The sequence below is a fragment of the Gammaproteobacteria bacterium genome (genome assembly GCA_028819075.1).
Lineage (GTDB): Bacteria > Gemmatimonadota > Gemmatimonadetes > Longimicrobiales > Gaopeijiaceae > BD2-11.
Genome location: JAPPMM010000039.1, coordinates 23,774 through 47,273, shown reverse-complemented (window position 1 = coordinate 47,273; position 23,500 = coordinate 23,774). Strand labels below are relative to the sequence as shown.

The window sequence follows — 23,500 nt, the reverse complement described above, 5'->3', positions numbered from 1 at the left end:
GGCCGTAGCGCGCGGGGGAGCGCCGACAATGTCCCTCATCACCCGTCGGGCATCCGGACCGGCACGGGCTGGCGCCCGCTTCGCCGAAAGATCCGGAAATCACTGTCCAGCGTAAGGACCACGCTTCCCGGGTGTTGCTGCGACATGCGGACGATGCATGCATCCGCCAGCGACATCGGGACATCGTGGTACTTCTTCATCATGCGCCGGACCGTACCGGCTTCATCGCCCAGCCGAAACGACGCGTCGAGGACGCCGCGCTCGATCAGCGACACCACCGCCCCCTGCGCTCCGGTGGCGAGACGGTGCGCGAGAAAACAGGCCTCGGCGATGACTGCTTCACAGGTCAGGAACGGAGGGCTTGCCCGGGCCCACTGCTCGCGGGCCCAGCGGTGATACCTGTCCCGGGGATTCAGGAACGCGATCAATGGGCCCGTATCGAGGATGACCTCCGGTTTCAACGACCGAACCCGCGCATGTAGTCCGGGTTCACCGACAGGTCTTCCGGCCCGGGGAAGGCGCCAGCGAGGTCTGCTGCTTGAGACAGGGCCGATTCATGTTGCGTGGACCTCTCCGAGCGCAGAAACGCCTCGAGGATCTCGCGAATCAGCGCGGATCTGCTGACGCCACGGCGACGCGCGGCCTCGGTGACCTCCCGGGCCAGTTGCCTCGGCATCTTCAACGATATGGGCGTCATCCGCAGTGGATCTCCCTGCAAGGTCTAACGATCATGGGGAATAACGTAGTACCGTCGACAGTATTACTCAGTGGCGTCCGGGGTCAACCCGGGTTCTGCAATGGCTCGGGGCGTAGAGCGCCTCACTCCCGCTCCGGCTCGGGCAGCCGGGCCCACACCATCCATCCCATGCACAGCACCGCGACCGCCCCGATGACGGTGTTGCCGCCGAATCCCAGGTTCGCATAGGAGTACCCCGCCAACATCGCGCCCAGCGCGAATCCCACCTGCCCGAGCGCGACCGTCAGGCTCATGAGAGAACCGCGCCGGTTGGCGGGCACGAGCGCCGTCAGGAGTGCCGAGTACGGGCTCGTGCGCATCGCGATCAGCATCATCATCAAGGCGTAGAGCGGATAGGCGACCCAGAGGCTGGTGATGAGCGGCACCGTCGCGAGCATGACCACCGAGAGGCCCAGGCAGGAGGAGATCACCATCACTTTGCGGCCCACCCGATCCGACAGTCTCCCGGCCTGGGGGCCCGCGATGACGTTGGCCACTCCGGCCACCAGGAACAGCGATGCGATCTGTTCGGCGGTGGCGTCGTGGAAGGCTTCCAGCCAGGTGGGGAAGTAGACCACGAAAAGCGCGACGCCGAGCGACACGGTGAAGAAGGCGAGCGCGGCAAAGGCGATCTCCGGGCGGCGCAGCATGACGGCGTAGCCCGCGATCGCGCGGTTGACCGTCAACCGCGAGCGCCGGCGCTTCACGGGGGGCTGCGGCAGCCGCGTGTACACCAGCAGGAAGGTCAGCGCCATCATGACGCCGAAGAAGTAGAAGGGGCTGCGGAAGCCGAATTCACCCGCCAGCAGGACGCCCACGGGGATGCCGATGATGAGGCCGACGGCCGACCCGCTCATGACCCAGCCGGTCGCCCATCCGCGCCGCCTGTAGGGGAAATAGTCGCCGACGTAGGAGACGGCCGCGCCGGAGAGCACGCCGCCCGCGGCGCCCGCGAGCACGCGCACCACGAGGAACTCCGGAAAGGAATCCACGAAGGTGTGCAGGGCCAGAGCGCAGGTCATCGCCCCCGCTCCCAGCAGCAGGATGCGGCGCCGGCCGATGCGGTCGGAGATCGGGCCGGAGATCACGGCCATGATCCCCACCATCAGGCTGTAGACCGTGACCAGGGTGCCCAGAAGAGCATCGGCGATGCCCAGCTCTTCGCGGATCAGGGGCAGGATCGGGGCGATCACCATGGTCTGACTGCTCGCCGAGAACACGAGCAGCCAGAGGGCGAAGACGACGAGGTAGGGGTGGGCCGGTGCGGTATGCTCCTTCACGAGCGGCGTCCGGGTTGTCCCGCGCAGCGCATCCCGGACCTCTTCGGCCGCTCCTGCCGGAGGAGAGCCGCCGTCAGTTGCCCGGCGGTGCCGCCGCCCCTCCGTCCGGGCTGCGCGGGTCGGGGGCGCCGACGAACTCGCCGGTCTCCGGATCGACTCCGATCGAGCTGGCCCGCCCCTGGCTGCCCCTCACCTGGACCTCGTGGCCCATCGCCTCCAGCGCCGCGAGGTCCCCGTCCGAAATGCCGCCTTCCTCGATGCGCACGTTGTTCGGGAGCCACTGGTGATGGATCCGGGGCGCGGCCACCGCCTCCTCGATGGTCATCCCGTGATCGACGATGTTGAGCACCAGTTGCATCACGGTATTGATGATGGTGCGCCCGCCCGGAGTGCCGATGACCGCCACCAACTCGCCGTCACGCGACAGCACCGACGGGCTCATGCTCGAGAGCATGCGCTGCTCGGGCCGGGCCAGGTTGGCCTCGGTGCCGATCAGTCCGCGGTCGTTGGTGAGGCCCGGCTTGCCGTTGAAGTCGCCCATCTCGTTGTTGAGGAGGAAGCCCGCTCCGGGCACGGTGATCTTCGAGCCGTAGCCCTGTTCCAGCGTGTAGGTGACCGAGACCGCCATCCCGTCGCGGTCCACCACCGAATAGTGGGTGGTCTCGGTGCTCTCCTCCGCCATGACCAGCTGGGACGGCTCGGAGTGGCCGGCCTGGTCGGCGTGGATCCTGTCCCGCAGCTCGTCCGCGTAGTCCTTGCTGGTGAGCCGCTCCAGCGGCACGTCGACGAAATCGGTGTCGGCCAGATGCTGGGCCCGGTCGCGGTAGGCGAGGCGCATCGCCTCGGTGAGATGATGGACGTAGGCCGCGCTATTGTGCCCCAGCGCCGCCAGCTCGAAGCCTTCCAGGATGTTGAGCATCTGGACGATGGCGGTGCCGCCGCTCGAGGGGGGCGGCATCGAGACGAGGTCGTAACCGCGGTAGGTCCCGTGGATGGGAGTTCGCTCCTGCGCCTGGTAGCGGGCCAGGTCCTCCTCCGTGATCATGCCGCCGCCGCGCACCATCTCCTCGGCCAGGAGGCGCGCGGTCTCGCCGCTGTAGAAGCCGTCGTGGCCCTGGTCGCGGATGCGCGCCAGCGTGCGCGCCAGATCCGGCTGCCGGAAGAGCTCTCCCTCCTCGTAGGGAACGCCGTCCTTCGAGAACTGCGCGACGCTTGCGGGATAAGGCTCCATGCGCGGGAGGACGTTGGCCAGTGAACGCGCCAGCGCAGGGCTGAGGGTGAAGCCGTCGCCGGCCAGCCCGACCGCGGGCTCCACGAGATCCGCCCAGGGCGTTCCGCTGCCGTAACGCTCGTGGGCGAGGGCGAAGCCTGCCACCGTGCCCGGAACGCCGACGGCGTAATAGCTGCTGTGGTGGATCTCGAAGGAGTACTCGCCGTCCTCGTCGGTGAACATCTCCGGATGGGCGGCGAGGGGCGCCTTCTCACGGAAGTCGATGGCAGTTGCGGCGCCGTCGGGGCTGCGGATGACCATGAAGCCCCCGCCCCCGATGTTCCCCGCGGTCGGGTGGACCACCGCCAGGGCGAGGCCGGTGGCGATGGCGGCGTCCACCGCGTTCCCTCCGCTGGCCAGCACCTCGGCGCCCACCTCGCTGGCGATCAGGTTGGCGGACGACACCATCCCGTGCTGTGAGCGCAGGCCGAGGGTCGGGGGGACGCCATCCTCCGCCCGGGGGGGCACTTCGCCTCCCTGGCAGGCGGTCACGGCAACGAGCAGCGGGACGATCCAGCGCGACGTCGAATTCATCATCCGGTTCTCCAGTCTCGATTCGGATTTCGAACCCGGAATATGAACGGGTGCGCCGCCGAATCACCAGACCCGGCGCGCGAATCCCGGAACCAGCCGCGCCGGGCGCTGGTACTGATGGCGCGGGCGCGGCTCCATGGCAGCCAGCCCATGCCGCTCCGCCTCCAACCCCTCACGAGACCGCGGACGGAAGGGCCGGCCCGAGATGACACCGTGGGTACGAAGACTGATCACCGCCAACGTGGTGGTCTTTCTGCTTTTTGCGGTCGCGGGGCCGCGATCCGACGGCTTCTGGGCGCTCACCCTGGTGCCGCAGCTGGCCTATCTGCGGCCGTGGACGCTTCTCACCTACATGTTCCTCCATGCGGGCTTCTGGCATCTCGCCCTCAACATGCTGGGGCTCTACTTCTTCGGTCCCCGGCTGGAGCTGCGCATGGGGTCCGCGCACTTCCTCAGGCTCTACCTGTTCGGCGGTCTTGGAGGCGCGCTCTTCTCGTTCCTGCCTCCCATGGCGCCGGTCGTGGGGGCCTCGGGTGCGGTGTTCGCGGTCCTGCTGGGTTTCGCCCGCTACTGGCCCCGGGAGCCGGTCTACATCTGGGGCATCCTGCCGATTCGTGCGCGATGGCTGATCCTGTTTCTTGCGGGCTTCAGCCTTTTCGCGGGCATCACTCAGGTAGACGATGGCGTGGCGCACTTCGCGCACCTGGGCGGCTTCGCCGGCGCGCTGGTCTACCTCTGGGCCCGGCAACGCCGCCGGCGGATGGTGCGGCGGCGCATGCAGGGAGTGGTCAAGGCCCGGCCCGAAGCGGAGATGCGGCGCAAGTGGGACCTCATCCCCGTGGACGAGCTGCACGAACTCAACCGCGCCGAGGTCGTCGCGCTGCTCCGCAAGGTGCAGGCGTTCGGCGTCCGCAGCCTCACGGTGGACGAGCGCGCGTTTCTGGACCGCATGGCGCCCTGACGCCTCCATCCTTGCCCGGAGTTCCCATGAGCAAGCTGTCCGCGTTTGTTCCGCTCACGCGATCGGTGTTCCTGCTGGGTGTTCTGATCGTCGCCTGCGAACCGGGCCCCGCCGAGTACGCGGATCTGGTGCTGACGGGCGGCAAGGTCGTGACCGTCGACGACGCGCGGCCGGAAGCGGAGGCGCTCGCGGTGACGGGGTACACCATCACGGCCGTGGGGACGAACGAGGAGATCGCCGGCCACGTCGGGCCCTCGACCGAGGTCGTCGAACTCGACGGCCGGCTGGTGATCCCCGGCTTTATCGAGGGTCACGGCCACTACATGAGCCTGGGCCGCTCGAAGATGATCCTCGACCTCACCACCGCTACCAGCTGGGACGACATCGTGCAGATGGTGGGGGAAGCGTCCAGCCGGGCGGCTCCGGGCGAGTGGGTGACCGGGCGCGGCTGGCACCAGGAGAAGTGGACCTCGACGCCTGAGCCCAATGTCGACGGCGTGCCGCTGCACACCGAGCTTTCGGCTGCGAGCCCGGAGAACCCGGTCAGTCTGGGGCACGCCAGCGGCCACGCCTCCTTCGCCAACGCCCTGGCGATGCAGCTCGCCGGGATCGACGACAACACTCCCGACCCGATGGGCGGCACCATCGTGCGGGACGCCTCGGGCGCCGCCACCGGCCTGATGCGCGAGACCGCCCAGCTCCTGGTGAGCGAAGCCGTCGCACGCTCCGGTGAGGGACGCTCCGCCGAGGACGTGGACGCCGAGTTCGTGCGCGCGGTCGAGCTGGCCGGTGCGGAGGCCCTGGCCTACGGGGTGACCAGCTTCCAGGACGCGGGCAGCGACTTCGGCACCATCGACCGGTTGCGCGCGCTGGCGGCGGAGGGCGCGCTCCCGGTGCGCCTCTACGTGATGGTGCGCCGCGAGTCCAACGAGGTCATGAACGAGAAGCTCCCGGCCTACCGCATCATCCCCGAGGGCAACGACTTCCTGGCGGTGCGCTCCATCAAGCGCCAGATCGACGGGGCGCTGGGGTCGCACGGGGCGTGGCTGCTCGAGAACTACATCGACATCGACAACCCGGGGCTGGTGCTCGAGACCGTGGAAGACATCACCGGCACCGCCGAGGTCGCCATCCGGCACGGCTACCAGGTCAACACCCACGCCATCGGCGACCGCGCCAACCGGGAGGTGCTCGACCTCTACGAGAAGGTGTTCGCAGCCAATCCCGACCGGACCGACCTGCGCTGGCGCATCGAGCACGCCCAGCATCTCAACCCGGCCGACGTCGGGCGTTTCGCTGAACTGGATATCATCGCCTCGATGCAGGGCGTCCATGCCACCTCCGACGGACCCTGGCTGGCGGACCGCCTGGGGCGGGAGCGGATGATCCAGACATCCTACGTGTGGCGGGACATCCTGGATGCCGGGGTCATGATCGCGAACGGCACCGACGTGCCCGTGGAGCATATTTCGCCGATCGCGAGCTTCTACTCATCGGTGAGCCGGCGCATGAACAACGGCCAGGTCCTCTCCGGCGAGCATCGCATGACACGCGAAGAGGCGCTCGAGAGCTACACCATCAACAACGCCTACGCCGCCTTCGAGGAGCACCTGAAGGGCTCGCTCACCCCCGGCAAGCTGGCCGACATCGTCGTCCTCTCGCAGGACATCATGACGATCCCCGAGGACGACATTCCCGCCACCGAGGTCGTGTACACGATCGTCGGCGGCGAGGTGAGGTACTCGGGCCCGGAGGGCTGAGGCGAACCGAGTCAGGTCCCCGGCGCTGCCTCCTCCCCCCGGCTGCGGTAGATGGCACGCGCCTCGTCGAACTGGGCGTACACGTGCGCCTTCTCGGCGTCCGAACGCCAGCCGGGCCACTCCTCCGCCATCTCCTGCAGCCTGTCGATCCAGCGGAGCGCGTAGTCGGCCGCGCTCCGGCTGCGAATGGGCGCGCCGGCGACCGTAAGCCACACCGGGTTGGTGAGCGCGAGCGGGTAGGAGGTGTCCAGCGGTGCGCGGTCCTCCCTGTCTCCACGGACGCGCACGTGGATCCAGCCGCTGCGCTCCACCTGCACGGTGCGCTCGACATCGAGTGACAACCGGTCGCCCTCGAACGGTATCTCCTCCACGACCTCTCCGTTCATCACGATGACCGCCGTGCGCATGGGCACGACGCCCCAGGCGCGGACCCGAACCGTCACCTCGCCGCCGGAGGCCATCTCCAGGTCCTCCCCCGGAATGCGTCCGTCGACCGTGACGTCCAGGAGCGGGCCGCTGGAGACGAAGGAGTTGCCGGCGCGCATGCCCTCGAACCAGCCCTCCATCGACAACTCGCCGTCCGGCGTGCGGATGTAGGTGCGCATCGAGCCCACCAGCGGGGTCGCGTGCAGGTTGGAGATGGAGTCCTCGCCACCCACCACGTAGGAGCGCAAATCGTTGCTCCAGACCGCGTAGACGGGCGGATAGCCGTCCTGTGGGGTGGACCACTCGACGCCGTCGGTGGTCTCGAGCGCCGCGTCCACGATGAAGCCCTTGGCGCCTCCCAGGTTTCCCTCGAGCGGGTCGCCGCTGTAGCCGGAATGCACGTAGGCGGTGGTCGCGCCCTGCGCCTTGGCCTTCCTGAACATGTCGGTGTTGGAGGGATAGAGGCTCTCGATCGCGGTCTGCTCGTACCCGGTCACATACGGGGAGATGAGGTGGTCGGTCATCCCGAACATGAAGACGTGCCCATAGAAGGGCGGGCGGTACTCCTGGCCCACCACCAGCACCATGTCCGGACGGGAGAGCGGGTGGGCGCCGCCGCCGGGCACGAAGAACTGGTGGTCGAGAATTCGGTTGTCCTTGTTGGCGATCTGTTCGGCCACCACGTCCTGGTCCTCGGCCTCCGACATCATCATGAGGTTCTCGAGAGTGTTGTGGAGGTTGCCGGCGTAGTTCATGTGCACGTGGGTCGAGCCGGAGTACCAGCCTTCGTCGCTCAGGTCCGATATTTCGTCGAGTTGGACGGTCATGCCGACTTCTTCGCCGGCGACGATTTCCACGTCGAACTCGCGGGGGGTGTGCTCGAAGCCGCGGACGACGGTCATTCGGGCGGTGCCGGGGGGCAGTTCGATCTCGAACGTTCCGATGTGATGGAAGATGTGGTCGCGCGCGCGGCTGATCCGCGAGTAGGCGTCGGGCGGGGTGTAATGCTTGCCGTCGGAAGCGGTGAGGTGGATGCGCGTGCCGACCGGTTCCCCGTCGGTGTCCATCGTGGTCACCGTGAGCGTGCCCATGGGCTCCTTCCAGCGGCGCTCCGTGATGTTGACCGTGCGCAGCGCGCCGCCGTAGGTCTCGAGCAGCGCAAGCTGGGGAAGCCCGCCCTCGTTGGTGATGAAGGCGATCCACTCGCCGTCCGGCGACCAGCGCGGGTGGAAGGCATCGTGCTCGAAGAAGGTGAGCTTGTAGGGCTCGCCTCCTGCCGTGGGCTGGACGTACAGGTTGTTGAACTGGTCGGCGGCGCCGGCCGTGGACGAGTACACGAAGCGGCGCCCGTCGATGGAGACGTCCGGCTGGGTGCGGTAGAGGGTTTGCTCCTCCAGCACGGCTACGCGGCTGTCGATGCCGTTCGCGCCCGCGGGGATCCGGTAGACGTTGCCGCTCCCCAGGGGTACGTCGCGGTTGGAGACGATGAGCAGCTCCTCGCCCGAGGGCAGCCAAGAGGGCGAGATGTGCATGTCCCACGCGCCGAAGTAGAGGCGGCTGCGCCCGAAGGTGTTGTCGTAGGTGACCGCGATCTCGTCGCCTGCCCACTGCCCGTCGGCGATCTCGCGGATGTAGATGTTGAAGAAGCCGCTGGGAGCGGTGGAGACGTAGGCAAGGCGGGTGCCGTCGGGCGAAAAGCGCGGGTCGACGTAGATCTCGGCGTCGTCGGTGAGGCGGTGGACCTCCCCGTTGCTCGTGTCCAGCACCTCCAGCTGGATGGGCCCGCTGCCCGCGTCGGCGGTGTAGACCAGCCAGCGGCCGTCGGGCGACCAGTTCGGGGAGGAGAGGTAGTCGTCCGAGCGCACCAGCTCGGTCGCGGCTCCGGTCGCGGGGTCGACGCTCCAGATGGATCCGCTCATTCCCACCGCGATGCTCTGGCCGTCGGGCGCCCAGGCGGGATACCACGGGGTGGAGCTGGGGGCGGGCGGGAAGTAGTAGTTCTGCATGTAGTTGCCGCCGTGCGCCGACGCCGCGTACGGGCGCCCGGAAGCCGGGTCGGGTCGCGCGGGCGGGGCTTCTCCTGCGGACGATCCGCCGCCGGAGTCGCACGCCGTGGTCACGGCCGCTACGAGGAGAGAGCCGAGAATCACCGTCGCGGCTCTGCTGGGGCGGAGGGATCGGGGGTGGCGGCGGGCAAGCAGTTGGACCGCGGGCATCGGGGGTCTCCCTGGCTGTTCGGTGGCGGTGCGAGTCGTGCCGGCCGCCGGCGGGCTGGCGGCCCATCGATTCTACGGCAGTCTAGGCCGTGGGCGCGTTCCGGGCTACCGGCCCGGCGTCGGCGGCCCGACCACCGGAGCCCCTCGCGAGCCCGCCACGTCGGCGCGGCCTTTCCGTCGTCACGGTTGCGGGACCATCTTCCGCCTGCGCACCCGCGGCGTTGCCGGAGGAGCAGCCCGCGTCAGACGGTGTACGGCGCAACGGAGAAGCGAGCCCTGTCCTCACCAACAAGGTGATCCCCGGTGTCGAAACCGAGCGCGATGTGCCGAACGAGCCTGTTCCTGGCGGCCTCGCTGGCGGCATGCGCGGCCTGGCCGGCCTCGGCTGCAGGGGGCCAGGAGCCGGGCCCGGAGGATCAGGGACTCCCGGCACCGGAACCGGGCTCCGAATTGAGCGTCTCGCTCATTACCGTCGGCGCCGGACCCGTGGTCTACGAGATGTTCGGCCACAACGCCATCCGCATCCAGGATCCGGCGCGCGGCCTGGATGTGTCGTACAACTGGGGCATGTTCGACATCAGCCAGGAGGGCTTCTTCTGGCGTTTCCTCCTGGGCGACTGGCAGTACTGGATGGCTGGCCTGTCCTCCGAAGGAATGATCGCGCATTACGTGGCCTCGGATCGCGGCGTGGTCGAGCAGGAGCTGGACCTGACCCCGGATCAGCGCCTCCGGCTTCTCGGCATGGCCGAGCTCAACGCGCTCCCGGAAAACGCCTGGTACCGATACCAGTACTTCCTCGACAACTGCTCGACGCGCGTGCGCGACGCCCTGGACATCGTCCTGGGCGGACGCCTGCGCGATCGCTTCGGCGAGGTCCCGGGCGAGACCTTCCGCTTCCACACCCGACGGCTCACGGCAGGCAATGCGCTGGTCTACGTGTCGCTCGACTTCTTCATGGGCGGGCGCGGCGATCGTCCCGTCACCGCATGGGACGAGATGTTCATTCCCATGATGATGCGCGACTTCCTGGGTGACACGGACCTGGTCACATCCGAAGCCGTCCTGGACGATCCGGCCCGCGTCCCTCCGGCCGAGCCGCCTCCGCGCTTCGTCTGGTTCGCCCTGGTCGGCGTGATGCTCGCCGCATGGCTCGCCGGAGCGGCGGCGGTGGTCGCTTCTCCGCGGCTGAGCACCGCCGGGCCGACCCTGATGGCCTTCCTCAGGGCGGAGTTCGTGCTGCTCGCCGGCGTATGGTCTCTCGCCGCCGGCCTGTCCGGGCTGGTGATGATCGTGTCGCACTTCACCGCCCACGAGTTCATGCACTGGAACGAGAACTTCCTCCAGGCGAACCCGCTGTCGCTGGTGCTGGCGGTTGCGCTCGTCCCGGCGGTCTTCGCCGGCAGGTGGCGCCGGCTGGCGGCCCGAACGGCGCTGCTGGCGGCCGGGGTGTCGGTCCTCGGCCTCGTGATGCAGGTTGTTCCCGGGCTCGACCAGGTGAACGGGTATCATCTGGCGGTCGCGGTACCGGCGCACCTGGCGGTTGCGTGGGGCGTGCACGCAGTGGTGCGCGTCGACACGCAGCGGTCCGCGGCAAGCTGATCCCGCGGCCTGATCCCGCAGCGCGAAGCCTACACCGTCACCAACCGGGACCGACTCGATTGGGGAGCCCGCATGACACGTCGCAGCGAGGAAGCCCGGTGAGCCCGGGTGTCGACCGGCAGGACGTCCGCTACGAACCCGACGAGCGTCCTCCCCTGCCGATCACGGTCGGGCTGGGCATCCAGTACGCCATCCTCTGCATTGCCAGCGTCATCCTGACGCCCACCGTGATGATCACCGTCGCCGGCATGGGCGACGACTACCTGTCGTGGGCGGTGTGCGCGGCGCTGGTGATCAGCGGGGTGACGACGGCGATCCAGGCGCGCAAGATCGGGCGCGTCGGCGCGGGCTACATCCTCGTGATGGGGAGCACGAGCGCGTTCCTCGCGGTGAGCGTGACAGCCCTGCAACAGGGGGGGCCGGGCATGCTCGCGACCCTGATCATCGCGTCCGCCCTGGTTCAGTTCGTCCTGGCGGCGAGGATGGCGCTGCTCAGGCGCATCTTCACGCCCACGGTGGCCGGCACCGTGCTGCTGCTCATCCCGGTGACCCTCTCGCCCCTCATCGTCAACAAGCTGGGCGAGGTGCCCCCGGACGTTTCACCTGCCGCGGGCCCGGTCATCGCGGGAGTGACGCTGCTGGTGATGATCCTGGTTCCGCTTCGTTCCTCCGGGGTGCTGCGCCTGTGGGCTCCGGCCATCGGCATCGTCGCGGGCTGCCTCACCGCCAGGCTGGGGTTCGGCATGTACGACACGTCGTCGGTCGCGGACGCCGCCTGGATCGGGCTTCCGCAACTCGCCTATCCCGGGGTCGACCTGAGCTTCCGCCCGGAGTTCTGGGCTCTGCTGCCGTCCTTCATCATGGTGACGCTGGTGGGCGCGCTCGACACGCTCGGAGACGCCATCGCGATTCAGCGGGTCTCGTGGCGCAGGCTGCGGGCGATCGACTTTCGCTCCATCCAGGGCGCGATCTCGGCCGACGGCGTGGGCAATCTGCTGTCCGGCCTCGCGGGGACGGTTCCGAACACCACCTACGGCATGAGCATCAGCGTCGCGGAACTCACCGGAGTCGCCGCCCGCCGGATCGGGATCTGCGTCGGCATCGTGTTCGTCTCGCTCGCGTTTCTGCCCAAGTTCATCAACCTGATCATCGCGATCCCGGGGCCGGTCGTCGCGGCCTACTTCGTCATCATCGTGGCCCTGATCTTCGTCTTCGGGATGAGGATTCTGCTTCAGGAGGGCCTGGACTACCGCAAGGGTCTGGTGGTCGGCGTCGCGTTCTGGATCGGGCTCGCGTTCCAGTTCGACTGGATCTATCCGGAGTACTTCCAGGGCATCTGGGGCGAACTGCTCGGCAACGGCATGACCGTCGGCGGCTTCACCGTCATCCTGCTGGCGATGTTCGAGGAGATGGTCGGAGGACGTCGATCGCGCCTGAAGACACGGCTCACGCCCGGTATCTGGTCAGAGATCGACGACTTCATGGTGACGTTCGCCGCGCGCAAGGGCTGGAACGAGGACATGGAGCGGCGCCTGCGCGCCGTGGGCGAGGAGACCGCGCACATCCTCATGCGGGGAGCGGATGACGAGGATGAGGAGACGGACGCATCGGAACGCCGCCTGCTTCTCATCGCCGGAAGCGACGGCGGCGCAGCCGACCTCGAGTTCATCGCAACCACCGACGAGACGAACATCGAGGACCAGCTGGTGATGCTCAGCGAGGGGGCCCCGAGCGGCGGGTCGGAGATCCCTCTGAGGCTTCTGCGCCACTACGCCTCGGCCATCCGTCACCAGCAGTACCACGACATCGACATCCTGTCGATACGGGTGGAGAGCGCCGCGCAGCCGGGCGGGGGGATCGACTAGGTGACGGATCTCAGCCGGTAGCCGCCTTCCGCACAGGCTTCGCCGCGTCCCCCTCGCCTTCCGCGCCGCCCTCTCCCGCGATGCTCGCCTTCAGCGCCGCCATCAGGTCGATGATCTGGGCCTGCGGCTCGGCCGAGGGCGCCACGGTGATCTGTTCGCCGTCGATCTTCTGCTGGATCAGCTCGAGCTGGCGCTCGCGCACTTCGTCCTTGTAGTCGTCGGGCTGGAATTCCTCCGCGGTCCGCTGCTCGATCATCTGGACCGCCAGGTCGAGTTCCGCGCGGTTGATCTCGCCCTCCTCGACCGGGACTTCGTCCCAGGACCGGACCTCGGTCTGGTAGCGCAACTGTTCGAGCATCAGCCCGTCCCTGTACGGGCGCACCATCACCAGGTACTGCTTGCCGCGGGTGGCGAAGCGCGCGACCGCAACGCGTCCCGTCTGCTCCAGCGCGGCGGCCAGCAGGCGATAGGCGCGGGCGCCGCCCCGGTCCGGTCCCAGGTAGTAGGCCCGGTCGAAGTAGACCCGCTCGACCTGCTCGGCGGGGACGAACTCGGCGATCTCGATGGCGTCGGTCTTGGGCTGTTCCAGCACCTTGAGTTCATCGGGCTCGAAGACGACGAACTGGTTCTTCGCGAACTGGTATCCCTTGACCATGTCGTCCTTGGGCACGACTTGGTTGTTGTCGGGGTTGAAGTACTGCTGACGCACCCGGACGCCGGTCTTGCGGTCGATCCAGTTGAAGCTGACGCGCGCGCCCGACTTGCTGGTCGCGAACAGCTTGACCGGGATCGTGACGAGACCGAAGGAGATGCTGGAGGTTCCGATCGCTCGTGCGGCCATGATGTCCCCGGGGAATCGGTATCCGTAATCGGCGGGGGAGCTTACATGATGGTTGCGAGGGTCGGCAAAGGGAAGGCCGATGCCTGATCGCGCATCCCGCGACAAGCTCGCCGAGTATCGCGCCAAGCGGCAGGCGTCGCGCACTCCGGAGCCGTTCGGCGGCGCGGCGCTGGCCGGAAGCCGTCTCTTCGTCGTCCAGCAGCACGATGCCACGCGCCTGCACTGGGACTTCCGGCTGGAGCTGGACGGGGTTCTGCTCTCGTGGGCCGTTCCCAGGGGGCCCTCGCCCAACCCGCAGGACAAGCGCATGGCCGTCCACGTCGAGGACCATCCCCTGGACTACGCGGAGTTCGAAGGCGTGATCCCGGAGGGCAACTACGGGGCCGGCTCGGTCATCCTCTGGGACAAGGGCGTGTGGGTGCCGGTCGAGGATCCGCGCGCGGGGCTCGAGAGCGGCAAGCTGCTCTTCGATCTGCGCGGCTTCAAGCTGAACGGCCGCTGGACGCTGGTGAAGACGCGCCAGTCCGAGAACTCGTGGCTCCTGATCAAGGAGTCCGATGCCTGGGTGGACGAGCGCGGCACCGGCGCCTACCCGGTCGAGTCGGTCTATTCGGGGCTCTCGGTGGACGAGGTCGCGCATCCGGAGCGGCGTCAGGCCGCGGTGGAGGAGCGGGCCCTGGAGCTGGGCGCGCGCGAGCTCCGGGTCGAGTCCCGCACGGTGCGGCCGATGCTCGCGACCTCGCGCGACACCCCGTTCACGCGCCCCGGGTGGGTCTTCGAGATCAAGTACGACGGCTACCGCATCATCGGCGCCCGCGAAGGCGGCGAGGCGGTGCTCTGGTCGAGGAACGGGAACGATCTCACGGCGACTTTCCCGGAGATCGCCCGGGCCGTGCGCGGCCTCCCGTTCGGCCATGTGATCGTCGACGGCGAGGTGGTGGTCCACGACGCCGCCGGGCTGCCCAGCTTCGGCCGCCTGCAGAAGCGCGGCCGCCTGCAGAACCACGCCGACATCCAGCGCGCCGCGGTCGAGCTCCCCGCGCGCATGTACGTCTTCGACCTGCTGGCGGTGGGCGGCCTCGATCTGCGCGGCCTGCCGCTGCTGGCGCGCAAGCAGGTGCTGCGCGAGGTGCTGCCTCCCGCGGGGCCGCTCCACTACTGCGATCACATCGCCGAGACGGGCGAGGTCATGTACGAACACGTCACGCAGATGCGGCTCGAGGGCGTGGTCGCCAAGAAGGCGGACAGCATCTACGTGTCGGCGCGCTCGGGCTCCTGGATGAAGATCCGGGCGGTGGAGACCGGGGACTTCGTCGTCGTCGGGTGGTCGGAGCCGCGGGACGAGCGACCAGGGCTGAGTTCGCTGCACCTGGCCCGCTACCAGGGCGACACGCTGGTGCACGCGGGCAGCGTCGGCACGGGATTCACGGCCGACCAGCTCGCCGAGATCCGTGAAATGCTCCTCGAGATCGAGGTCGACGAGTGTCCGGCTACCGGAGAGGGAGTTTTCATGCCCGGCCGCGTGCAGCGCTGGGTCCGCCCGGAGCTGGTAGCGGAGGTGCGCTACAAGGAGTGGACCGAGGCGGGTCTGCTGCGTCATCCGTCGTTTGTCCGCTTCCGCGAGGACAAGCGGCCGCGCGAGTGCTTCCTGGAGGACGACGCGGCATCCCGCGAGGCGCTGGCCGAGCCCCTGCCGGTGCGCGCACCGAGCGTCGCGCGGGATGTGCATTTCACCAACCTGGACAAGGTGTTCTGGCCGGAGGAGCGCTACACCAAGGGCGATCTCATCGACTACTACCGGGCCATCTCACCCTGGCTGCTCCCGTACCTCGCGGACCGGGCCCTGGTCATGACGCGCTACCCGGACGGCATCGACGGCAAGTCGTTCTACCAGAAGGACGCGCCCGAATGGGCCCCGGACTGGCTGCGCACCGAGACCGTCTTCTCGGAGAGCTCCGGGCGCGATCTGAACTACTTCGTCGCCGATTCGCCGGAGGCCATCCTCTACATCGCGAACATGGGCACCATCCCGCTGCACATCTGGCACAGCCGCCTGGAGACGCCTTCCCGCCCGGACTGGTGCGTGCTGGACCTGGATCCCAAGGAGGCTTCGTTCGCCGATGTCATCCGGGTGGCCCGATGCATCCGCAGGGTGTGCGGGGAGGCGGGACTGCCCTGCTACGTGAAGACGAGCGGGTCGTCAGGGCTGCATGTCATGATCCCGCTGGGGCGGCGCTGCACCTACGAGCAGTCGCAGCTCTTCGGCGGGGTGATGAGCCGCGTGATCGCGGTCGAACTGCCCGAGATCGCCACAGTGGAGCGGCGGGTGAGCCGGCGCGAGGGCAAGGTCTACCTGGACTACCTGCAGAACGGCCACGGCAAGCTGATCGCGGCTCCCTTCTGCGTGCGACCCAGACCGGGTGCCCCCGTTTCCATGCCCCTGGAGTGGAGCGAGGTGGAGGACGGGCTGGCCATCGGGCAACACACCATCCGCACTGCGCCCGCGCGCATGGCTGCGTTGGGAAGGGACCCGCTGGCCGCGGTGCTGGAAGAGGAACCCGACCTGGTAGCCGCGCTGGAGCGGTTGATGGGGTGGTTGAGTTAGCCGGCCACGTCGTCGGCGAATCGCCGCTGCATTCGGCAAATGACGGCTACGCACGGGGGGCGTGATAGCTGCGAGCGATGGGACCCTCGGCCGCGAGAGTACACCCCTCTCCAGGACCCTCTGCACGGTGTTGCATTTTCGAAAAGGCAACATATTGTTGCATTTACGGTTTTGCAACACGCTGGCGAGGGTTTCGGTGGGGTTGGACGCTGGCCTTGGATCGGGTCTTCAGGAGCCACCGCGACGGCATCCACCCAGGCGTGCCCGGATCCACCCCGTCACCGCGACCGGATCCACCCCGTCACCGCGACCGGATCCACCCCGCTACCGCGTCCGCCACCTCCGCCATCACTTCCTCGTGGGTGCGTCCGCTTCTCTTGAGCACCTTGAACGAGTGGTCCCCGCCCTCGACCACGTGCAGCGTCGCGCGGGACCCCAGCCGCTCGACCACCGGGCGCAGGAAGTCCAGGTTGGCCAGCCGGTCGCGCGTGCCCTGGACGAACAGCAGGGGCAGCTCGACCTGGTGGAGATGTTCGCTCCGCTCGATGCCGGGCGGCTTCCCGATGCCGTGCAGGGGGAAGCCCAGGAAGGCGATCCCGCGCAGTCCCGCCAGCGGGGCGTCCGCCGCGGCCAGCGAGGTCATGCGGCCGCCCATGGACTTGCCCCCCGCGAACAGCGGCAGGTCGGGAGCGGCCTCGTGCGCCGCCGCCACCGCCCGCCGCACCGTGGCCGTCAGGATGCGCTGCGGGTTGGGGTACCGCCGACCCGCCTCCATGTAGGGGAACTGGTAGCGAAAGGTGGCGACCCCGCGGTCGGCCAGCAGCCCCGCGACCTCCTCCATGAAGACGTGGCGCATGCCCGCGCCCGCGCCGTGCCCGAGGACCAGCAGCGCGCTCGCGTCCCGCGGCCGCACGAGCAGCGCCGAGACCGAAGTGCCGGCGACCTCGAAGGAGAGCGCGCGAGCCGAGGTCATCCGGCCAACCCCGCGTGGGCTCGGGCGGGCCCACCGCCGGCCCACCTCCTCATCCGCCGCTGATCGCGGGAAGCACGAAGATCTCGCTGCCCGACCCGACTCGCGTCCCGAGGCCTCCCGTGAAGCGGATGTTTTCGCCGTCCACGAAGATGTTCACATGGGGCCGCAGCGCACCCTGTTCGGTCATCAGGCGGTCGTAGAGGCCCGGGTGGGAAGCGTTCAACGCGCCCAGCACCCCGCCGACTGAATGCCGAACCGCCATCTCCACCACCGCCCGCCCGCCGGCCAGCTCGCGCAGCGCCTCCGGGAGCACGACCTTCACGCCACGCACGCCTTCACGCACACCACCGGCGGGAGCCCGTCGCGCACCAGTTCCCAGGAATCGCCGTCGTCGCGCGAGGCGTACACCTTGCCGCTTCGCGTTCCGAAGAACACCTGACCGGGCGCCAGCGTCGCGAGCGCATCGCGCAGCACCGTCTCGTACGCGTTCTCCTGCGGAAGCCCCTCGGTGAGCGGGTGCCAGTTCGCCCCGCCGTCGCGCGTCCGGTACACGCGCAGCTTCGCGTCCGGGGTGCAGCGGAACCCGTCCGACTCTATGGGCACGATGTAGACGGTGTCGGGATCTCCCGGATGCATCGCCATGGCGAAGCCGAAGTCCGAAGGGACCCCGTTGGCGATGTCGACCCAGGTATCCCCCCAGTTCTCGCTCCTGTAGAGCCCCCAGTGGTTCTGCAGGAAGAGCCGTCCCGGGTTCGCCGGATGATGCGTGATCTTGTGCACGCACTGGCCGAACTCGGGGTGCTTGTCGGGGAGGAACTCCGCGCGCACGCCATGGTTGCGCGCCTCCCACGTGGCCCCGCCGTCGTCGCTCCGGTAGGCGCCGGCCGCCGAGATGGCGATCATCATGCGCCCGTCCGGCTCGCCGTCCCCGACGATGGTGTGCAGGCAAAGCCCTCCCGCGCCCGGCTGCCAGCGCTCGCGGTGGGGATGGTTCAGGAGGCCCTCCACCGGCTGCCACGAGTCCCCGGCGTCGCGCGACTCGAAGAGGCACGCGGGCTCGACCCCAAGGCGGATCACATCGGGCTCGGCCTCCGAACCGGGCCGGATCTGCCAGATGCGCTTGAGCGAGAGCTCCGAATCCTCCGGGAACCTGACCCGGCGTTCATCCTTCCCGGACCAACTCGCCCCGAAGTCGTCGGAGAAGCGGAGCGTCGTCCCCCAGAAGGGGCTGCCCGGCGCCGCCCACAGGCGCGATCGGCCGGCGCGGCCGTCGTACGCCATCGCATAGACTTCCTCGCCGGGGAAGTGCGGCCCGTCCAACTCCCAGCCGCCGCCATCGCGCGCGCGGCCCACGAAGGCCCCCTTTGTCGTGCCGAGCAGCAGGACCGTTTCTCCCGCGGAGACCGTGAAGCCGGTCGACGTCTTCATTTCCACATCCCCGTCATCGTTTTCCACATCATTTGGCATCTCTTGCGCGATCCCGCCGACAACCCGTTGAAGACTATCGGGAACGGGGGCGGACACAAGACGTGCTGGCCGCACGACCCGGCTCCGGCAGTGATGGCGTCTGGCGCATCCCCCGGATCCCGTGCATCATTCCGCCATGCGCATCTGGACGGGAACCAGCGGCTTCGCCTACAAGGAGTGGAAGGGCCGGTTCTACCCGGAGAAGCTCCCGCAGCGGGCCTTCCTCTCGCACTACGCCGGCGAGCTGCCCGCCGTCGAGATCAACAACACCTTCTATCGGCTGCCGAAGGTCGATCTGCTGATGAAGTGGGCCGAGCAGGTCCCCGAGCGCTTCCGCTTCTCGATCAAGGCGTCGCGCCGCATCACGCACTTCAAGCGCCTCGGCCTCTCGAGCACCAACGAGACCACCTACCTGGTCGAGACCTGCGCCACCCTCGGGCCGCGGCTGGGCGTGATCCTCTTCCAGATGCCGCCCAACATGAAGAAGGATGCGGGGCGTCTGGCGGCGTTCCTGGATCTGCTTCCCGACCGCACGCGCGCCGCGTTCGAGTTCCGCAACCCGGCCTGGTTCGACGACGAGGTGCGAACACTGCTCGCCGACCGCGACTTCGCACTGGTGCACGCGGACGTCGACGACCCGCTGCCGGGCGTGCCCGCCGACCGGCCCCTGCCCTCCGGCACCTGGGGCTACCTGCGCATGCGCCGCCTCGGCTACACCCAGGGTGAGCTGGGGCGGTGGATGGAGCGCGTCCAGGGGCAGGGCTGGGACGAAGCCTTCGTCTTCTTCAAGCACGAGGACGAAGCCGCCGGACCGGCGATGGCGAAGGACTTCCTGTCGCTGGCCGGGGCGCCGGCATTCCGACGCTCCCCGGGATGAGCGTCCCAATCTCAGATGGAATCGGAGATCCGGAGTAGCGCGTCCCGTCCCCGCCGCGTCAGCCGATACTTCTGATTCTTTGCCCGCGGCGCGTCGGGGCGAGTCATTTCCACGAGGCCGGACGACATCGCCGGACGAAGGTAGCTCTTCCGAAATGATGGCCGGTGCGAGAGACTCATCTGGGCCATGAGGGCGCTGGCAGCCTTCGGGCTGGTCTTCAGTGCTGCCAGCAGCACGGCAACTTGGTCGCTTACTTGGTCGCTTGCTTGGTCGCTCAATGATACCGAGCGGGCTGCCTCCAGGATCACGCCGAGCATGAACTCGATGAACGATGTGCTTTCGCCCGCTTCAGAACTCCGCCGGATCGCCCTGTAGTAGTCGTTCTGGTGGGACCGTCCTGACGGATGGTGCAGCCGCTCATCGAATCTAATGCTTTCGGGTTTTGTTCTCCATCATCGCTGGCCAGATCCGGGCGTCGCTCCTACTCTGTCCGAGTGCGGCTCCACCACCGCCGCGGGCAGATGCCTTCTCATCTCGGAGGCGCATGGGCGCAAGGAGAGAACACCCGATGGCCGAGTCACGCAGAACCTTCCTGAAGCAGTCCGCGGCAACAGTGGCCGTGGTTTCGTTGCCGAGTTGCGCGCCCACCGCGGCGGAGAGCCCGGACGCGCTCGCTCCGGCCACGCTTCGGGCCGTCGGCGAGGCGGTGTTGCCGGAAGAGCTGGGCGCGGAGGGCCGCGAGCGGGCGGTGGCCGCCTTCGAGCTCTGGTCGGAAGGGCTGGAGCCGGTGGCCGAGATGCCCCATCCCTACCTGGTGCCCGTGACGGTCTACACGGGGCCGGATCCCCGGCCCGGATGGGCCGCCCAACTGAGCGGGCTGGACATCGAGAGCGGCAAGCGCTTCGGGATGTCGTTCGCCGAGGCCGGAGTGTCCGAGCGGCGACGGATCCTCGAGCCGCATGTGCGCCGGGCCGGTCCCGACTTCGGCCGGCCGGAAAACGCCGCGCACATCGCGGTCGCGCTCGCGGCCCACTTCTTCGCCTCCCCGATCGCGACCGATCTCTGCTACGGCCGAGCCATCGCCAGGCAGCAGTGCAGAGGCCTCGCGGGCGCCGGAAACGAACCCGCCCCGCTGCCGGGAGCCGCGTCATGAGCCAGGTCATCGAGAGCGACGTCTGCATCATCGGGGGCGGCATCAGCGCGGCCATGGTTGCGGAACGTCTCGCGGAGCGCACCGAGGCGTCCATCACGGTCGTCGAGGCGGGGGGCCGCACGGCTTCTCTGGAAGAGAGAACGGCGACCCGCGCGCGCATGCTCGCGTATGGCGAGAACCCCTACCCGAACGACCACATCCCCGGTCAGACCGGCACGGGCGAGATGTACCAGTCGATGGTCCTGGGGGGCGCCGCGATGCACTGGGGGGGCGCCGTGCCCCGGTATTCGCCGGAGGACTTCCGGGTGCGCTCCCTCTACGGGGTCGGATACGACTGGCCCATCACCTTCGACGATCTGGAGCCCTACTACCAGGAGGCCGAGGAGCGCATGGGCGTCGCCGGGGAGCAGGGCCCGCCCGAGTACGATCCCCGTTCCAGGCCGTATCCGATGCCGCCCCTGCCGCTCTCCTGGAACCTCGAGCGCATGCGCGAGTGGACGGACGCGGCGGGCATCCCCTTCTGGACCCAGCCGTGGGCGCGCAACACCGAGCCGTGGCAGGGACGCAACGTGTGCCAGCGCTGCGACACCTGCGCGGTCTGCCCGACGGGCGCCAAGTACACCCCGGATTTCGCGTTCGACCGCCTGCTCGCCGCGGGGCGAATCCGGCTGCACGGCCGCACGCTGATTCGCTCGCTGAATCTGGCATCGGGCTCGGACCGCATGGAGACCGCCACGGGATTTCATCAGGACGCCCCCGACCAGCCCGTCGAATTCCGGGCGCGAACCTTCGTGCTGGCTGCGGGCCACAGCTGGAGTTCGCATCTCCTCCTGCTTTCGGCCAACAGCCGCTTCCCCAACGGTTTGGCCAACAGCACGGACAACGTCGGGCGCTACATGACCGGGCACTGGTTCGCCAGCGGCTTCATCGAGCTGCCCATGAGGCTCTACCCGGGGATCTTTCCCAACAACAGCCTGCTGTCGCACCGCTTCGCGAGTCCGGGGCCGCTTGACCGCTACCTGCGCCACGACATCCGGCTGTGGGAATCGACGGTGGGCCGCGAAGCCCGGCTGGCGACGGACGACGGGCGGGTCCTCTGGGGCGACGAGGTGATGGCCGACTGGCGCGCGCGCACCCGGTCCACCGCGACCGCGCGCATCCGGTCGTACTACGACGTGATTCCCACCCCCGATAGCCGTCTCACGCTCGACCCGGGCATGCGCAACGCGCACGGCGATCCGATGCCGCGCATCGACTACGTGGCGGGGCAGGCCACCCTCGACCTGGAGCCGCACACCCACGAGACCCTGCTGGACCGCTTCGACGAGCTCGCGCGCGCGGCGGGCGGGCGCATGATGAGCACGCGGGCGTCACGCCTGTTCGAGCATCCGGGCGGCGGTTGCCGGATGGGCGACGATCCCGCCACCAGCGTGGTGGACCGCTGGGGACGCGCGCACGACCACGAGAACCTTTTCGTGGTGGGCGCGCCCACGATCGTCTCCAGCGGCTGCGCCAACGGGACCCTCACCTTCTGCGCGCTGTCGCTGATGGCCGCGGAGGAGATTGCGAAGGGTTAGCCGGGGATCCCCGGGTTACATCGGCACGCCCGCGACCGTTCCCGTCGTCCCGGCGGTGGCGGGGTGGGTTTCGCGATCGGCCGTCGGGTCTCCTGCTTGCACCTCGAGCCAGTCCGTGAACCTGCGTTCGGGCCGGCCCTCCCACGCCCGGCGGTGCCAGGCATCGCTCGCGAGCAGCGAAAAGCCCAGCGTGGCTTCGCAGAACACCATCTGTTCGCGCGCCGTCTCCACCTTTCCCCAGCTTGCGGCCTCGCGCAGGGTCGAACCGGACAGGGCGCCGTCGCGACTGTCCGCGACCGTGAGCTGCACGGCATATCGGTGCATCGATACCTCCGAGGGCGTAGCCTCGCCGGTCCCATCCCCTGAAGCGGGCGCCCGCGCCGAGGCGGCATCGTCCTCTTGCAGCATCTCCGCGGCCACCACGATGTCCTGGGCAAAGTTCTTGGGAACCCCTCCGCCGAGCATGAGCAGCCCCGTAGCGCGGGAAGCGAGCTTGATCCGGGCGAGCTCGAGGAAGTCCCTCCCCGAGTCCAGCGACACCGGTTCGCGCCCCTCGCGCGCGGCCGCGGCCTGGTGCAGCACGATGCCGAACCCGGCGGAGCAGTCGCTGAGAGCGGGCACGAAGACCGGAACCCTCTTCCGGTACGCCGAAAGCACCACGGATTCCGACTCGGGGAAGCTCACATCGAGGAAGCGGCCCATTTCGGTCAGGATCTCACGCGACGAATACGGGCGCGCGGAAAGCCGATCGAAGATGCCCCTCATCGTCCGGTCGCAGACGCGCAACTCCCGCTCGTCGATGTAGGTGTCGTAGATGCGGTCGATGGCTAGCTCGCGCAGACGTTCATCCGGCACCACCGGATGCTCGGGCGAGCCTGGAGCCATGTAGTGCCGGAACCCCAGAGCCTCGAAGAAGTCCTGATCCACCATGTTGGCGCCCGTCGACACCACCACGTCCACCATGCCTGAGTCGATCAGCGTCACCAGCGCCTTCTTGAGGCCCGCGGACACGAGCGATCCCGCGAGCGTGAGGATGACGGTGCACTCCGGGTCGGCGAGCATCTCCGAACAGATGTCCGCCGCGCGCGCCAGGTTGCGGGCCTGGATGGCCGTCGGCCGGAACTGGCCTATGACCGGGCGGGCGTCGAACGCGCGGATGTCGACGTGCTCCACCGGGCGGCAAAGAAGATCGCGTCTGGCAGGATCGGTCACGAAGCCTCCACATGCGGAAAGCGGTTGAACGGACCGGTAATCTGCCGGAATCGGCGGCATTTCTCCATTCCCGGTACCGCCGGGGTGAGCGAGATTGTCCGGGGCACTCCTCGCCCGCGGCCAACGCCGGCAGGGGTTGACGATTCCG

The 23,500-nt window shown here is 68.6% G+C and carries 19 protein-coding genes; 8 read left to right on the top strand and 11 right to left on the bottom strand.

Translation table 11 applies throughout. From position 1 onward, the window contains the following. Window positions 1-38 precede the first annotated feature (38 nt). The 4 genes from OXU32_09215 to ggt all read right to left on the bottom strand — a co-directional run bounded on the left by OXU32_09215 (window position 39) and on the right by ggt (window position 3,823). Entirely contained in the window at window positions 39-461 is a 423-nt protein-coding gene (locus tag OXU32_09215) for a PIN domain-containing protein (GenBank protein ID MDE0074126.1), read from the bottom strand. Further along, a complete protein-coding gene (locus OXU32_09210; protein MDE0074125.1) occupies window positions 458-697 on the bottom strand; it encodes a ribbon-helix-helix protein, CopG family in 240 nt (79 codons plus the stop codon). The genes OXU32_09215 and OXU32_09210 overlap by 4 nt, the downstream gene beginning before the upstream one ends. A 122-nt stretch (window positions 698-819) precedes the next feature. Then, window positions 820-2,016, bottom strand: a complete 1,197-nt coding sequence (locus OXU32_09205; GenBank protein ID MDE0074124.1) for an MFS transporter — start codon at window positions 2,014-2,016, stop codon at window positions 820-822. A gap of 73 nt (window positions 2,017-2,089) precedes the next feature. Further along, on the bottom strand, window positions 2,090-3,823 hold the full coding sequence (gene ggt / locus OXU32_09200; GenBank protein MDE0074123.1) for a gamma-glutamyltransferase: 1,734 nt from the start codon (window positions 3,821-3,823) through the stop codon (window positions 2,090-2,092). A gap of 202 nt (window positions 3,824-4,025) precedes the next feature. Here ggt and OXU32_09195 point away from each other — a divergent pair, with 202 nt between their 5' ends. Together OXU32_09195 and OXU32_09190 are read left to right on the top strand one after the other, a co-directional pair. Further along, the gene (locus OXU32_09195; protein MDE0074122.1) at window positions 4,026-4,781 is read left to right on the top strand and encodes a rhomboid family intramembrane serine protease; all 756 of its coding nucleotides are present in this window, start codon (window positions 4,026-4,028) and stop codon (window positions 4,779-4,781) included. Between the two features lie 26 nt (window positions 4,782-4,807). Continuing rightward, window positions 4,808-6,541: an amidohydrolase gene (locus OXU32_09190; GenBank protein MDE0074121.1), complete on the top strand. Its 1,734-nt coding sequence runs from the start codon at window positions 4,808-4,810 to the stop codon at window positions 6,539-6,541. Between the two features lie 11 nt (window positions 6,542-6,552). Here the strand turns inward: OXU32_09190 and OXU32_09185 are convergent, their stop codons facing one another. Then, entirely contained in the window at window positions 6,553-9,117 is a 2,565-nt protein-coding gene (locus OXU32_09185) for a CehA/McbA family metallohydrolase (protein ID MDE0074120.1), read from the bottom strand. 369 nt (window positions 9,118-9,486) lie between these two features. Between OXU32_09185 and OXU32_09180 the strand changes: the two genes are divergently transcribed. Next, window positions 9,487-10,782 (top strand): DUF4105 domain-containing protein, encoded by a 1,296-nt coding sequence (locus tag OXU32_09180; GenBank protein MDE0074119.1) that lies wholly within the window; start codon window positions 9,487-9,489, stop codon window positions 10,780-10,782. Window positions 10,783-10,880: 98 nt separating this feature from the next. Next, window positions 10,881-12,647, top strand: coding sequence for a hypothetical protein (locus tag OXU32_09175; protein MDE0074118.1), 1,767 nt, complete (start codon window positions 10,881-10,883; stop codon window positions 12,645-12,647). A gap of 10 nt (window positions 12,648-12,657) precedes the next feature. Here OXU32_09175 and OXU32_09170 read toward each other — a convergent pair whose 3' ends face one another. After that, complete coding sequence (locus OXU32_09170; GenBank protein MDE0074117.1) at window positions 12,658-13,488, bottom strand: Ku protein; 831 nt, start codon at window positions 13,486-13,488, stop codon at window positions 12,658-12,660. Between the two features lie 79 nt (window positions 13,489-13,567). On the opposite strand from OXU32_09170, the gene ligD reads away from it, so the two are divergent. Next, entirely contained in the window at window positions 13,568-16,093 is a 2,526-nt protein-coding gene (ligD, locus tag OXU32_09165; protein ID MDE0074116.1) for a DNA ligase D, read from the top strand. 301 nt (window positions 16,094-16,394) lie between these two features. Here the strand turns inward: ligD and OXU32_09160 are convergent, their stop codons facing one another. Genes OXU32_09160 through OXU32_09150 form a run of 3 tightly spaced genes read right to left on the bottom strand, consistent with a single transcriptional unit; the run spans window position 16,395 to window position 18,494 of the window. Continuing rightward, entirely contained in the window at window positions 16,395-17,066 is a 672-nt protein-coding gene (locus OXU32_09160) for an alpha/beta hydrolase (protein ID MDE0074115.1), read from the bottom strand. Between the two features lie 49 nt (window positions 17,067-17,115). Beyond that, window positions 17,116-17,388, bottom strand: coding sequence for a MoaD/ThiS family protein (locus OXU32_09155; protein ID MDE0074114.1), 273 nt, complete (start codon window positions 17,386-17,388; stop codon window positions 17,116-17,118). Next, a complete protein-coding gene (locus tag OXU32_09150) occupies window positions 17,385-18,494 on the bottom strand; it encodes an exo-alpha-sialidase (GenBank protein MDE0074113.1) in 1,110 nt (369 codons plus the stop codon). The genes OXU32_09155 and OXU32_09150 overlap by 4 nt, the downstream gene beginning before the upstream one ends. Before the next feature lie 160 nt (window positions 18,495-18,654). Here OXU32_09150 and OXU32_09145 point away from each other — a divergent pair, with 160 nt between their 5' ends. Next, window positions 18,655-19,410 (top strand): DUF72 domain-containing protein, encoded by a 756-nt coding sequence (locus OXU32_09145; GenBank protein ID MDE0074112.1) that lies wholly within the window; start codon window positions 18,655-18,657, stop codon window positions 19,408-19,410. A gap of 11 nt (window positions 19,411-19,421) precedes the next feature. On the opposite strand, the gene OXU32_09140 is transcribed toward OXU32_09145, so the two are convergent. Continuing rightward, complete coding sequence (locus tag OXU32_09140) at window positions 19,422-19,727, bottom strand: hypothetical protein (GenBank protein MDE0074111.1); 306 nt, start codon at window positions 19,725-19,727, stop codon at window positions 19,422-19,424. Between the two features lie 251 nt (window positions 19,728-19,978). On the opposite strand from OXU32_09140, the gene OXU32_09135 reads away from it, so the two are divergent. Next, window positions 19,979-20,563, top strand: coding sequence for a twin-arginine translocation signal domain-containing protein (locus OXU32_09135; protein ID MDE0074110.1), 585 nt, complete (start codon window positions 19,979-19,981; stop codon window positions 20,561-20,563). Next, window positions 20,560-22,140: a GMC family oxidoreductase gene (locus OXU32_09130; protein ID MDE0074109.1), complete on the top strand. Its 1,581-nt coding sequence runs from the start codon at window positions 20,560-20,562 to the stop codon at window positions 22,138-22,140. Before OXU32_09135 ends, OXU32_09130 begins: the two co-directional genes overlap by 4 nt. A gap of 15 nt (window positions 22,141-22,155) precedes the next feature. On the opposite strand, the gene OXU32_09125 is transcribed toward OXU32_09130, so the two are convergent. After that, window positions 22,156-23,352: a deoxyhypusine synthase family protein gene (locus OXU32_09125; protein ID MDE0074108.1), complete on the bottom strand. Its 1,197-nt coding sequence runs from the start codon at window positions 23,350-23,352 to the stop codon at window positions 22,156-22,158. Window positions 23,353-23,500 lie beyond the last annotated feature (148 nt).